Origin of the sequence: Pseudomonas sp. B23(2017) (assembly GCF_002113725.1) — a bacterium.
GTDB classification, from domain to species: Bacteria; Pseudomonadota; Gammaproteobacteria; order Pseudomonadales; family Pseudomonadaceae; genus Aquipseudomonas; species Aquipseudomonas putida_Z.
On record NZ_NEJM01000003.1, the window covers coordinates 80189 to 94621 of the forward strand.

Sequence of the window (14433 nt, forward strand, 5' to 3'; positions counted from 1 at the left end):
ACCCCTATTTTCGCAAGGCCTACGACCATGACAGACACCCAGGATAAGAACTACATCATCGCCCTGGACCAGGGCACCACCAGTTCGCGGGCCATCATTTTCGACCGCGACGCCAATGTGGTGGGTACCTCCCAGCGCGAATTCGCCCAGCACTACCCGCAAGCGGGCTGGGTCGAGCACGACCCGATGGAAATCTTCGCCACGCAGAGCGCGACCATGGTCGAGGCCCTGGCCCAGGCGGGCATCAGCCACGCTCAGGTCGCCGCACTGGGTATCACCAACCAGCGTGAAACCACCGTGGTATGGGACAAGGAAACCGGCCGCCCGGTGTACAACGCCATCGTCTGGCAGTGCCGCCGCAGCACCGAGATCTGCGCCCAGCTCAAGCGCGACGGCCATGAAGACTACATTCGCGAAACCACCGGCCTGGTCACCGACCCGTACTTCTCCGGCACCAAGCTGAAGTGGATCCTCGACAATGTCGAGGGCGCCCGTGAACGCGCCGAGCGCGGCGAACTGCTGTTCGGCACCATCGATACCTGGCTGATCTGGAAGTTCTCCGGTGGCAAGGTGCATGTCACCGATTACACCAACGCCTCGCGCACGCTGATGTTCAACATCCACAGCCTGCAGTGGGACGACAAGCTCCTGGAAATCCTCGGCATCCCACGGCAGATGCTGCCCGAGGTTCGCCCTTCTTCCGAGGTCTACGGCCACACCAAGAGCGGCATCGCCATTGCCGGTATCGCCGGCGACCAGCAGTCGGCACTGTTCGGCCAGATGTGCGTGGAGCCGGGCCAGGCCAAGAACACCTATGGCACCGGCTGCTTCCTGCTGATGAACACCGGCGACCAGGCGGTGAAGTCGTCCCATGGCCTGCTCACCACCATCGCCTGCGGCCCGCGAGGCGAAGTGGCCTACGCGCTGGAGGGCGCGGTGTTCAATGGTGGTTCCACCGTGCAGTGGCTGCGTGACGAACTGAAGATCGTCAACGACGCACTGGATACCGAATACTTTGCCAGCAAGGTCAAGGACAGCAACGGCGTGTACCTGGTGCCTGCCTTCACCGGCCTGGGTGCCCCGTACTGGGACCCATATGCCCGTGGCGCACTGTTCGGCCTGACCCGTGGCGTGAAGGTGGACCACATCATCCGCGCTGCTCTGGAATCGATCGCCTACCAGACCCGCGATGTGCTCGACGCCATGCAGCAGGACTGCGGCCAGCGCCTGTCCGAGTTGCGCGTTGACGGCGGTGCGGTGGCCAACAACTTCCTCATGCAGTTCCAGGCCGACATCCTCGGCACCTGCGTGGAGCGGCCGAAGATGCGCGAAACCACCGCGCTGGGTGCGGCCTACCTGGCAGGCCTGGCCTGTGGTTTCTGGAGCGGCCTGGACGAACTGCGCGACAAGGCGATCATCGAGCGCGAGTTCAGCCCGCAGCTGGATGAAACGCAGAAAGAGAAGCTGTATGCCGGCTGGAAGAAGGCAGTCGACCGTACCCGTGACTGGGAAGATCACGAGGCCTGATCCTGCCTGACAGGCGCTACACCACGTGTAGGAGCGGCCTTGTGTCGCGAAAGGGCCGCGAAGCGGCCCCAGCAGCATTTGCTATGACGCGAAAATCCTGGGGCCGCTTCGCGGCCCTTTCGCGACACAAGGCCGCTCCTACAAGAAAGCGCCAGCGCAGGCCACAGAATCGATGCAGGGCATTTGTCCCCGCGGCCGCCCCGATAGTCTACTGGTCGTAGTCCGCGTCCTACGGCATCATTGCAGCATTTGTCCGGCAGCCCCAAAGGACCGCCCATGAATCTGCCCCCTCGCCAACAACAAATCCTCGAACTGGTGCGCGAACGCGGTTACGTCAGTATCGAAGAGATGGCGCAGCTGTTCGTCGTCACACCGCAAACCATCCGCCGTGATATCAACCAGCTGGCCGAGCTCAATCTGCTACGCCGCTACCACGGGGGCGCGGCCTACGATTCGAGCATCGAGAACACCGCCTACGCCATGCGCGCCGACCAGATGCGTGACGAAAAGCAACGCATCGCCGAAGCCGTGGCCCGGCAGATTCCCGACCATGCCTCGCTGTTCATCAATATCGGCACCACCACCGAATCCATCGCCCGGGCGCTGCTCAACCACAACCACCTGAAAGTCATCACCAACAACCTGCACGTGGCCGCGATCCTTGCCGCCAAGGACGATTTCGAAGTGCTGGTGGCAGGTGGCACGGTGCGCCGTGATGGCGGCGTTGTCGGCCAGGCCAGTGTCGACTTCATCAACCAGTTCAAGGTCGACTTCGCCCTGGTGGGCATCAGCGGCATCGACGAAGACGGCAGCCTGCTCGATTTCGACTATCAGGAAGTGCGGGTGTCACAGGCGATCATCGCCAATGCCCGTCAAGTGGTCCTTGCCGCCGACTCCAGCAAGTTCGGGCGCAACGCCATGGTGCGCATGGGCTCGATCAGCCTGGTCGACTGCCTGGTGACCGACCAGGCGCCAACCCCCGCCCTCACCCAGCTGCTGAACCAGTACAAGATCCGGCTTGAGGTGGTTTGAGGGCTGACAGGCGCATGCCGCAAGGTTTGTCGCGCCTGTGAGATCGAGCGTCGCCCGCGCCGCGCTCGATCCCACAGACGTCACATCTTTCAAACCGATCATCCAAAATTTTCGTAAATGTTCATTTCATTGTCATCTGATCAGTTTTTTCTATAAAGACTGACTGGCGACCGGCTTTCTGTTGCGCTAGTATTTTCGAAAACGAACATCAATGTTCATATTCGATGTGAACAGCCCCAGGAGGCCTTGCCCGTGTCCCAGCCCGTTTCGTCCCAGCCCCCCGTTGCCGACTGCTATGACCTCGCCGTGATCGGCGGCGGCATCAATGGCGTGGGCATCGCTGCCGACGCCGCCGGGCGTGGCCTCAAGGTATTTCTCTGCGAAAAGGACGACCTGGCCCAGCACACCTCGTCGGCCAGCAGCAAACTGATCCACGGCGGCCTGCGCTACCTGGAGCACTACGAGTTCCGCCTGGTACGTGAAGCGCTGGCCGAGCGCGAAGTGCTGCTGGCCAAAGCCCCGCACATCGTCAAGCCGATGCGCTTCGTGCTGCCGCACCGCCCGCACCTGCGCCCGGCCTGGATGATTCGCGCCGGCCTGTTCCTCTACGATCACCTGGGCAAGCGCAAGCGCCTGGGTGCTTCGCGCAGCCTGCGCTTCGGCCCGGGCTACCCGCTCAAGCCTGCAATCAGCCGTGGCTTCGAATATGCCGACTGCGCGGTGGACGATGCCCGCCTGGTAGTGCTGAATGCGATGGCCGCACGGGAAAAAGGTGCCCATATCCATACCCGTACCCGCTGCCTGCGCGCGGAGCGTGTGGATGGCCTGTGGCAGGTGGAGTTGCAGCACGCTGACGGCCGCCTGCAGACCATTCGCGCCCGCGCCCTGGTCAACGCTGCCGGCCCGTGGGTGGCCAGCTTCATCAAGGATGACCTCAAGCTCGATGCCCCCTACGGCATCCGCCTGATCCAGGGCAGCCATATCATCGTGCCGCGCATGTACGAAGGCGAACACGCCTACATCCTGCAGAACGAGGACCAGCGCATCGTCTTCTGCATCCCGTACCTGGAGCGCTTCACGCTGATCGGCACCACCGATCGCGAATACAGCGGCGACCCCGCCAAAGTCGCGATCACCGAGCAGGAAACCGATTATCTGCTCAAGGTGGTCAACGCCCATTTCAACCACCAGCTCAGCCGCAGCGACATCGTGCACACCTATTCCGGCGTGCGCCCACTGTGCAACGACGAATCGGACAATCCGTCTGCGGTCACCCGCGACTACACCCTGGCGCTGTCCGCCAGTGAAGGGCAAGCGCCGTTGCTCTCGGTTTTCGGTGGCAAGCTGACCACCTACCGCAAACTGGCCGAGTCGGCCATGGCCGAGCTCAAGCCACACTTCCCACAGATGCGCGGCAGCTGGACCGCTGGCGCGCCGCTACCAGGTGGTGAGCAGATGACCACGGTGCAGGCTCTGGTCGATGCGGTGCTGGCGCGTTGTGGCTGGTTGCCGGTCGATATCGCCAGGCGCTGGGTGCTGACCTATGGCAGCCGTGTATGGCAGTTGCTGGATGGCGTGCAAGGGCCGGAAGACCTGGGCCAGGCCATTGGCGGTGGGTTGTTCGGCCGGGAGGTGGACTACCTTGCACACAACGAATGGGCATGCAGCGCTGAAGACATTCTCTGGCGTCGCACCAAGCTGGGCCTGTTCACCAGCACCGGCGAGCAACAGGCGCTAGCAGACTATCTGCAACGAGAGCAGCAGGCGCGCACCCAAGCGGCGTGACCGTGGCCTGCCCGCACCCACGGAACGGCGAGCAAGCCGTCCGTGAGTGCGCACCGGGTGCGTAACCGCTGCAGTCACAGGTTCAACCGGTCATAGGCTTCCCTGGCCAACGTGCTTATCAAGTCACGTTCGGCAACCTGATAATCACTCATGACCGTCCTGCCGCGTTGTACATGGGTCCATTCATCGATGCGCTGCGCGGCCAGGTCCGCCTCGATCTGTTCCAGGCGCAGGTCGAAGCGCTGCCGCAGCGTGTCGAAACGATCCGGGTAACGCTGGCGCACATGCACCTCCCAGAACGGGCGCTGGGCGAGCGAGACGATCAGGTCCTCTCGGCTTTCCATTTCCAGCACACTATTCTGAACGCTGCGCAGATCCTGCTCGGTGACGTTGGCGAAATCTTCGAAGTGCATCGTGTCCGGCACGATTGGCAGGTCAAGCGGCTGCCGCAGGTGCAGCCTGAAAAAAAGCCTCGTTTCGATATCGTCCACGATCGACGCCTCCCCTCTGCGCAACTGCCTGATGTGCGCGGCGGCGAACCGGTCGACGGCATCCAGGCGAGCCAGTTGCCGCCCCAGACGAACCAGCCCCTCTTCCAGTTCCGCCGCTGGAACTCGGCTGCTCACCCGCTCCGCCAGCAAGCTCAACTCCAGTTGCTCCAGAATCAACAGCATCTGGTCTTCGCAGGTGCGGGGGGCCGAGGCCTCGGCAAACACCCGCAACCGCAGCTGTTCATGTTGCTCGCATGCCTGAAGGATGCGCCAGATGCGTTTACGGTAATACCCGGGATATTCATGAAAATCGTCGCTGTCGAGAAAGTCCGCGAGAAACTGGAACAGCCCTTGCGCCTCGGGCTCTTGGTGTAACGACTCCCACAATGCGGTCCTGGGGGCTTTCGATGCGCCGTCTTTGCCGACCCAGGCATCGCGAACAGTGAGGTCAACAGCACGATGGCGAAACGAGCCACCACCCCTGCTGCCGGCGCGGTCAACACCGGCAGCCCGATCAAGCGCGGCCTCGCCCTGGGCATCGAGCGGGTTGTCATGCAGGCTGAACGACTGCAATCGCTCGCCCAAGCCGTTCAGTTCCTGGCGCAACTGGCGAATACGGTTTTCCCTCAAGTCCACATGCCCACGCAGGATCACGTCCGCGGGCGTCGTCTCCAGGCCTGCGCCGCGCAGCCGAACATCAGTAAGTTGGTGCAAGCCGGTCAGCACAGGCGCGCGCCCCAACGGGTTGTGGCTCAGGTCCAGCATCGCCAGCCGCCCCAGGCTGGCCAGGCGCCGTTCACTGGCGACATTCATCACGATACGGTTGCCGGAAAGGTTCAAACGCAGCAGGCGCGACAGTCGCTCGAGCCCGACAGGCACTTGCTCGAGACGATTGCCAGCGAGATCCAACTCGATCAGGTTGCCGAAACGTGACAGGAAGTCTGCACCGACTTCGCTCAAGTTCATGTTTCGCAGCACCAGCCTGCTGACGTGTCCGAAATCCAGCCCAGCGGGCAACACCGGCAGGGAGCCAAGCCGCTCTCCGTCGATTGTCAGAACATATTCGCCGGCGTGATTGGTTATTTTCCGCCGCCAGCTTTGCCGTACCTGCCGGGCCACCCGGCGTCGCCTGGCATACTCAAGTACACTTGGAGCCTCGGCGCACCAGCCATGCAACGCCTCCCGCAACCGGGAAAGCTGCTGCTGGAGCTGGCTGAAGTGTTCCCATAGCCCTGTCGAGTGTTGCATGAGCTCCGCCAGGTAAGCGTCCATCTGCTCATCGGTCAACGTCGGAAATACCTGGTGAATGCCGCTTCTGATTGCCTGCCGGCTGCTTTCGGCACGGCCACTGAGAGGGTACCCGATGCGCCCGTCGGCAAATCTGTGCACCGGGCGCAGCCCCTGCCCGACCGGCGCCAAGCCGATCAGCCGCGCGGCCCGTTCACGGTCGGCAGCGGCCAGGGTAGCCAGGGAATCACGCAGGCCCTGCTCCCCTTCGATACCGCCGAGCAGCCCTTTCTGATCGTCCTCGAGCAGGCGCAGTAGCGCTTGTGAAAGCTCCAGACTCTGGCTGGCAGCGTCAGCAAGATGGTATCCCTGCTCGCCTCTGACGATGCAACGCACATCAGCAGTTTGCTCGGCACCGAAAGCCATCAAGAGCCGGCCGTTTACCTGCGCCTCACGCAGCTCCACGCGAACCGATTCCGGCCATGGGGCGGTTTCCGATACAAGCCCCAACGCCAAGGCCTCGCTGTCTGCATTGGCCGCGCGCAGCAGGCGCACGCCGGCGCAGGCCCGATCGAGACGAGTGTCATGCAGTAGCCAGCGCGCACGTTCCGCCAGCGCCAGCGGTACTCGCCGACCTTGAGCCAGGTTATCGAGTTGCACACCAGAAGCCTGGCCAAGCAACTCGTCCAGCGCGTGCGCAGACAACGTGGGGAAGTCACGCACAAGCACGGCAGCTGCCTCGGCACTGGGCTTGGGTTGGCGCTCGGTGAAGACGCGATCAAGCGCTGCCCCCCGTAACAATGGCATCTGCTCATGCAATTGATGGAACTCGAAGGCGTCCAGCAAACGGCCCGGAGCCGGAGCATTCTCCACACGCAGCCGGCGAAGCTGCTCCAGCTTCAGACCGGTGATCTGCAACAGCTGGTGCGCCGTGTCATCAGGCACTTCTGCCAGGCTCGCCGCCAGGCGCCGCATCAGGCGAGCAGCGCCCTGCCAACGCTGAGGCTGCTCGAGCGCATGATGCCAACCACCGCCGTTGTCCTCCACCCATGGCGCAAATGCCTCGGCGCGGTCCGGGTGACGAATACGCGGTATCCCGTCCTGCGGATCGTCCCAGACCTGAAAGGCCGACTCTTCACTGCGCAGCAGGCGGTAATCGGAAGCGCCCCCAGCGTCGGCCAATTTCGCCTCGGCAGCATCCACGCCATATCCTTCGAGACTTGGCGAACACAGCCTTACCATGCCCAGGCCATCAGATAACGGTACGAGGTCATCGACGAAGGCGACCCGCTTCAAGCCTTGGATCACTGCCGCGCCGCCCTTGGCAAGCAGCAGACCGGCGGCGACGTTTTCCGCCACACCAAAAAGGTGGTCCAGCGCACCCTCGCGATCCCCGATACGCCAGTCCTGGTAGCCCTCATAGACTTCAGAAGCCACCTGCACCGCAGCCACCGCCAGCAATGCCTCCCCAAGCACCGGCACGAACAGGCCCGCCAGGTTGAGCAGGTCCAACCCCAGCGATGCATAGGCGTTGAACCGCTCGTTACGGGCCTGCTGGTCTTCATCGCCCGTGGGCACGGCGAGCAGGCGGGCATCGTCATAGATCTTGCCTATCTGCAAGCGTAGCAGGTGGACGTACAGCGGTTCACTGACAGCCAGGTGGCGACCGTCGAGTTCGATAGCCGAACCCGCTCTCTTCGCCAGGCGCTCGGTCAACAGGGTAAAGAAACGGACTCGGTCCCGCTCACTGACAAACCGAGCGAAGAATGCACGGTAGCCCGGGCTCTGCAAACGAACGGCCAGTGCAGCGTATAGCGCTTGCCAGGTGGCAAACCGAGCGACAGGGGTGATCGGATCGCCGGGAATCCAGGCAATGACCCCCTCGATACCACCGCCGCCTGCCTGTGCCACTTCGAGGGTCACTACACCGCGGATGCATTTCCCCAGCAGATAGAGCTGCCGCGCCGTGGTCACCTGGGGCAATGCCGGCACCACCGGGGTTTCAGCCAACAAGGGCAACAGTTGCAGATAGCTGCGTTCGTCCAACGCGCCCTTGAACAAAGCCATGTACACAGCGACCTGAAAATGCGCGCGCTGATTGTCTTCGAACAGTTTGTGTACCTCGCGCTCGGCCTGCCCCGGCGCGGCACCTTGGGGGTCACTCGGTTTCAGGCACGTAACGAGCGTGGCCTGGTATTGTCCACCCACATCCAATTGCCTGCACAGTTTCGCGAACGCCTCGAAGTTCAATGGCAGCCTCCTGCCATTCCCGTCCAGGAAATAGGCGTTTCGCAGGGAGTCAGCCTTTGTCTCGTTGACGTGATAGTTGTGCAGCGCGGCGGTCAACAAATTGCGTGTAGACCAACTGACAGGGTATGCCTTGCGTATCCCCGGCTGCACGGATGGCTGGAACTTCGATTCCTGCTGGAACACCTGCCAACGCCACGCCTGCTCGTTGCTGACTCCGGCTTGCTGCAAGCCAGCGGTAAGCAGTTGCCGGGCAAACACGTCCAGCGATGGAATCTTGTGTAGCACCTCGCCCAGGTTGCGGGTGGTCTGTTCCTGTTTGCGCAAGGCCTTCAGGAAAGTGCTCCGTCGATCGGCCGGGGCATGCGTGAGCCAATCGGGCAACTGATGAGCAATCAGCGTATCGATCGAGTCAGGGGGGAATTCAACGGATGTCATGTGGTGTCTCCAGCGGCAATGGGTGGCCACCTCAACACCTGCGCACCGGGCATGGGCACTAGATAATGCTCATGGATCGAACCTTGGTTTCCCGGCTGGCCGTCATCGCCCCTGCCGGCACCGCAGGCAACTCAAGCAGCACTATCTACCGCCAAGCCAGGTTCCCAGCGTGATGCTCTGGTGGCTTTTTCAGCCCCGGAGATCACCACGTGCCGCCCATCGAAAGTATCCCGTCCGACTCCATCGACAATCTGATCGCGCAGCAGCTTCCTGACTGGTTGATACGCGCGGACGCACAGCACCGTGAAGCCTATCGCGAGGCCTTGAGCGAACAGCAGCAAGCAGCCGACAGCCTCAAGCATCTGCTTGCCTCGATACCGGACATTGAACAGTTCGCCGTCCCTCTGCTCGAAGGCGCCTTGCTTGCAGAAGGGCTTGGCGAGGTCGACCCTCGGTCCACATACGTGGTCATCAGCGAAGCGTTTCAGTTGCCCTCTGCTGCAGAAAAGCTCTACCAACCCAGCATCACTCACACCACACGACAGAGCCTGCTAGCCGCCGCGCTACACAACTTCGAAGCACACGAAACCCAGCCTTGGTGGCAGCGCAAGGCGTATCTGGTAGACGAAAAGGGCAGGCGCCTGGCGATGACGTTCGAGCGCTTTGCCAGCCTGTGCCGCACGCTGGACATCGGCGGACGATACCAAGCCCTTCTGAACCGCATCCTCAAACCCAGAGCGGGCCGAGGCCAACCAGCGGATCAGGCGCGAATCAAGGTGGAACAGCAGTTTCAGCGCGGTATTCGTTCGCGCATGCGGGCCGCGCTTCATGAAGGCAGGCTCAAGGGCCAGCTGGATGAGCAGGATCTGCTGCGGTTGCTATCAGTGCTTGCGCCTCCTGCCCAGCCGGTGCATGGCAAAGGCAGCCTGATCCCGCGCCAACTGTATGTGCTGGGCAAGTGCATGGTCGGCATCATCGCGCTCGAATGGCGACCGCTGCCAGATTCCGCCCTCGATGAGATCATCGTCTGGATCCCTGATGACCCTGACCGAAGCGTGCGTTTCTACGACTCGTGGGGCGAGCTCTACGACGACCTTGCCAGGCGCCTCGAACATCGGTCGTTCCAGACCTTTCTGCGGCGTTTCGTCAAGGCGCAGGACAGGAGCGAGTTCGACCAGGCTCTCTCGCGGGCTTTGGCTGCATCGAAGAAGGAGCACACCCCGGAAATTGACGGGCGCAACCTCGCCGTGAGCGGTGATGTGTTCGCCCACGTGCAGGCGTTGCTGATCACCAGGATCTTCGACGATGCCGCCTACCTGGCCGTAGCGACCGATCAGGAAGACCGTCTAAGCAGGCACAGGCGCTTGCAGGCCATGCTCAGCGCAGGGCTGGACCTGCTGGGGCTGGTTGCATTCGTCGTACCCGTCGTAGGCGACCTGATGCTGGTCCTGAGCGCTGCGCAACTGTTGGACGAGGTCTACGAAGGCTATCAGGACTGGCAACTGGGTGATCGCCAAGGGGCTCTGGATCACCTGTTCACCGTGGCCCAGGGACTGGTGTTCGCCGGTGCCAGCGCAGGCGCGATAAAGGCAATACGGCGGGTACCTTTTGTCGATGGGTTGGCGCCAAGGCCGCTTCCTGGAGGCAAAGTCAAACTGGCTCGCTCTCTTCACTACTTCCCAGCCGAGGAAAACGCGTCGGTACTGCTGCAGGGGTTGCAAGGCAACCACCTGGGTGAACTTCAGGAGTCGAACACCAGCATGCTGCAGGATGTCACCGGTTTTTCCACGGAGCAATTACGCCAACTGTGCCAGGAACACGCCTCACCGCCAGCGCGGCTGCTCGACATCCACGAACGTATCGCATTGCATACCGACCACCCGGGGCTACGCGGCGTGGCCTTCGAAGAGCAATTGCTCGCCCGGCGCCAAGCCGTTTCCGATGAGCAGAGAACATTGATGAATGCCTTCAGGTATCTCTCACCGAGGGGTGCCCAGGAAATCATCGAGCACAGCAGCTCCTCCCAGCTGGAAAAACTCCAGGCAACCGGGCGTGTGCCGTTGGGCATGGCGGAACGTGCCCGCTGGCATGAGCGGGACAGCCGTATCGACCGGGCTTGCCTTGGCATGCGCCTGGCGGCGCTGGGTACAGCCGACAGCGAAAAACTGGCGATGGGGCTGATCGAGCGCCAAGCGCCCTGGCCGGCCGCATTGCGTGTGGAACTGCGTGAAGGTCACCAGAAAGGTCGCCTGTTGTATGCAAGCCCAGATACGCAGAACAGTCAGGTGTCGATCATCGTGCGACAACCAGACGGCTACAGGCTGGCCAATGACGCGAATCACCTGGCCAGCGGTACCTTGCTCGAAACGGTACTGCGCACCTTTGACGAGCAGCAGAAAACCAAGCTTGGAAACCGCAATTTGCAGGCCAGGCAGCTCCGTCAGCAACTCCTTGTGGCCGCGGTGCAGGATCGGCAACGCACGGCGGAAATCCTCGGGCTCCCCCGGATCGGTGCCAATCTGCGGCCGCCCAGGCGCTTTGCCGATGGAAGGCTTGGATACCCACTCAGCGGTGGCGGCGAAAGCAGCCGGCAGGCCATTCGCCAAGGCATCCATCAGATCTTCCCGACACTGAGCGAACTGCAACTGGACGCCTACCTGAACGCCGTGCGGCAGCGAGGCGAAAACCTGTGGAGCCATTATCAGATGCTGCAACGCCAGCTTGGCGAACTACGCGAGACGCTACGGGCCTGGCAGGCCGACTGGCAGTCGCCGGTCGACGCCATCCGCCGCCGCCGTATCGTCGATGCCCTTCGCCGCAGCTGGCGGCGCAAGCTGGTGGATGGCAACGACCAGTACGAGTTGTTCATAGACGGCGAGTCCGTACCGACCCTGCCAGCGTTGCCAGCCGGCATCGAATACGGGCATGTGCGCCGGCTGACATTGCGCGACATGCATCTGGAACACATCGATGCCCAATTCCTCAGGCGTTTTCCCAACATCGTCGATCTGGACCTCAGCGGCAACCGGCTGACCCACTTGCCCGAGGGCATCGAAAGCCTTACCCAGCTCCGACGCGTGAACCTTGGCAACAACCGGATCACCCTGGACCAGACGGCAAGCAGCCGCCTGGCCCAACTGCAGCGCCTCGATACGCTGATACTGAGCTACAACCCGCTCAATGGGTTGCCTGACCTGTCGGCGTTGCCGCATGTGCGTGACCTGCAGCTGCGTGCCACTGGGCAGGCAGACATCAGCCAGATTCACCAGTTGATAACGATGCGCGCCCATGTCGATCTGCGCGACAACAGGATCAGCGAGCTACAGCGGGAAATGCGCGGGCTGCGCCTGCGTCTGCAGCGCCTCAACCTGCACGACAACCCCTTGAGCGAAAGCAGTATCGAGTATCTCGACGAAGCGCGCGGCGTCACCGATGCCGGTGGCAGGGGCAGCGCCAGCTACACCCATGGGGTGATCGACGAGGACACCCGCGCCAATTGGGTAGCGTCCAGGAACGAGCTGCTTCGCGCTCAACGCGAGGCAGCCTGGGACCGCCTGATCGAAGAGCCTGGTTCGGCAGGCATGTTCCGGTTCCTGGCCGACTTCGCCCAAAGCGAGGACTTCCAGGACAATCCTCGCCATTATCGTCGGCGCGCCTGGCATATCCTGGAAGCCTGCGAAAACAACGAAGCGCTGCGTGAACAGCTGTTTCGCGAAGCCGATGGACCACGCAGCTGCGATGACCGCCTGCTGCTGATGCTCAACCAGATGGAAGTCGGCGTCATGGCTTATCAGGGCGTCGAAGGCGTACCTGCTGCAATGAGAGAAACAAGCTTGCTGCACCTGGGGGAGCAGTTGCATCGTCTCGACTTGTTGGATGCCATCGCCAATCGCCATGTCCAGCGCTTGCGCCAGGCAGGGCGCAGGCCGGATGAAATCGAAGTCCGCCTGTTCTATCGCTTGCGCCTTGCAGACGCCCTCGACCTGCCAGTACCGCCCGATGAAATGCATTTCGCTTCGTACGCGCATGTGACGTCCGCGGACCTGAACGATGCGCAACTGGAAGTGCTGGGCACCTACGAGACGTTACCCATGCTGGATGCGCTCGCCGCCCGCCCCTATTGGCAGACCTACCTGCGTGAAACCTATGCGGAGCGTTTCGAGGCGATGGCCGGGCCTTACCACGATCGGATGGAAGCGCTCGAAGCGCAGGCCACGGCGGGCCAGGAAGGCGACTACGAAGAACGCGCCAGATCACTGATGCACGAACTGGCGGCAGAAGAATCAACCTTGATTCGCCGTTTGACGGCCGAGGCGTGGGCACGTTCCAGGTCGGCTGACGTGGACCGCCCGCTTCAGCGCTGATCCTCGAACGCTGCCCCGGTCAGGTTGCCTGGACCGGGGCCTGACCGAGTTGGTAGCGGCAGCGTTTGACGAGATATGCGTTCGGATTTCCGAATGACAGAAAACAATTCGTTCGGAAATGCGCACGCAACTCACCGTCATACAATGGTCAAAAAAGTTTGATTCCCAGCAAATTCGCGGCGTTATCATCGAACACAGGGCTTGGCACGACTCATGCTCTACACTTGGTAGCCGAATGCAATCGTTTATTTCTGTATTCGTTGAACGAAGAGTCCGCCAACGGCTCCATAAAAAAAACAAACACGTCGAGGAAAATTTGATGCGCATCGTTCGTCAATTGCTGGGCGCCGCCATCGCGGCCGCTGTGATCGCTTCGCCGGCCATGGCCGAAGAACTGACCGGCACCCTGAAGAAGATCAAGGATTCGGGCACCATCACCCTGGGCCACCGCGACTCCTCCATCCCGTTTTCCTACCTGGCCGGCAAGCCCGAGCCCGTGGGCTACTCGCATGACATCCAGCTGGCTGTCGTCGACGCCCTGAAGAAGCAGCTGGGCACGGACATCAAGGTCCGCTACAACCTCGTCACCTCCCAGACCCGCATCCCGCTGGTGCAGAACGGCACCGTGGACCTCGAGTGCGGCTCCACCACCAATAACGTCGAGCGCCAGCAGCAGGTCGGCTTCTCGGTCGGCATCTTCGAAGTCGGTACCCGCCTGCTGACCAAGGTCAAGGACGGTCAGCCGGCATACAAGGACTTCCCGGACCTGGCCGGCAAGAACGTGGTGACCACCGCCGGTACCACCTCCGAGCGCATCCTCAAGGCGATGAACGCCGACAAGCAGATGAAGATGAACGTGATTTCCGCCAAGGACCACGGTGAAGCCTTCAACATGCTCGAAAGCGGCCGCGCCGTGGCCTTCATGATGGACGACGCCCTGCTCGCCGGCGAAATGGCCAAGGCTCGCAAGCCGACGGACTGGGTCATCACCGGTACCCCGCAGTCGTACGAAATCTACGGCTGCATGGTGCGCAAGGATGACGCGGCCTTCAAGAAAGCGGTCGATGACGCCATCGTCGGCTACTTCAAGTCGGGCGAAGTCAACAAGAGCTACGACAAGTGGTTCCAGCAGCCAATCCCGCCAAAGGGCCTGAACCTGCAGTTCCCGATGAGCGACGAGCTGAAGAAACTGATCGCCGAGCCGACCGACAAGGCTGCGGACGAGAAGAAGTCCTGACTCTCAGATAGTGGCCTGGTGCTCAACAGCACCAATCAATACTGCAGGCCACTCATTAGTGTCTAACCTTTCATCCGAGGGCGCC

General features: G+C 62.1%; 6 protein-coding genes. 5 read left to right on the plus strand and 1 reads right to left on the minus strand.

The genetic code is table 11. The features are described 5' to 3' along the window. The first annotated feature begins 27 nt into the window (after window positions 1-27). The 3 genes from glpK (at window position 28) to glpD (ending at window position 4344) form a co-directional block, all read left to right on the plus strand. Entirely contained in the window at window positions 28-1527 is a 1500-nt protein-coding gene (glpK, locus tag CAG46_RS06120) for a glycerol kinase GlpK (protein WP_015271569.1), read from the plus strand. Between the two features lie 276 nt (window positions 1528-1803). Beyond that, window positions 1804-2559, plus strand: a complete 756-nt coding sequence (gene glpR / locus CAG46_RS06125) for a DNA-binding transcriptional repressor GlpR (RefSeq protein WP_025340394.1) — start codon at window positions 1804-1806, stop codon at window positions 2557-2559. Window positions 2560-2811: 252 nt separating this feature from the next. After that, window positions 2812-4344 (plus strand): glycerol-3-phosphate dehydrogenase, encoded by a 1533-nt coding sequence (gene glpD / locus CAG46_RS06130; protein ID WP_084785256.1) that lies wholly within the window; start codon window positions 2812-2814, stop codon window positions 4342-4344. A 74-nt stretch (window positions 4345-4418) separates the two neighbouring features. Here glpD and CAG46_RS06135 read toward each other — a convergent pair whose 3' ends face one another. Beyond that, complete coding sequence (locus CAG46_RS06135; RefSeq protein WP_085614212.1) at window positions 4419-8747, minus strand: NEL-type E3 ubiquitin ligase domain-containing protein; 4329 nt, start codon at window positions 8745-8747, stop codon at window positions 4419-4421. Between the two features lie 209 nt (window positions 8748-8956). Between CAG46_RS06135 and CAG46_RS06140 the strand changes: the two genes are divergently transcribed. Continuing rightward, window positions 8957-13111: an NEL-type E3 ubiquitin ligase domain-containing protein gene (locus tag CAG46_RS06140; protein WP_085614213.1), complete on the plus strand. Its 4155-nt coding sequence runs from the start codon at window positions 8957-8959 to the stop codon at window positions 13109-13111. A gap of 319 nt (window positions 13112-13430) precedes the next feature. Further along, window positions 13431-14348, plus strand: a complete 918-nt coding sequence (locus tag CAG46_RS06145; protein ID WP_085614214.1) for a glutamate/aspartate ABC transporter substrate-binding protein — start codon at window positions 13431-13433, stop codon at window positions 14346-14348. Window positions 14349-14433: the final 85 nt, after the last annotated feature.

Bases quoted from the DNA above. Each gene is read 5' to 3' on its own strand.
- glpR (WP_025340394.1), top strand. From the start codon at position 1,804: ATGAATCTGCCCCCTCGCCAACAACAAATCCTCGAACTGGTGCGCGAA.
- glpK (WP_015271569.1), top strand. From the start codon at position 28: ATGACAGACACCCAGGATAAGAACTACATCATCGCCCTGGACCAGGGC.
- CAG46_RS06135 (WP_085614212.1), bottom strand. From the start codon at position 8,747: ATGACATCCGTTGAATTCCCCCCTGACTCGATCGATACGCTGATTGCT.
- CAG46_RS06145 (WP_085614214.1), top strand. From the start codon at position 13,431: ATGCGCATCGTTCGTCAATTGCTGGGCGCCGCCATCGCGGCCGCTGTG.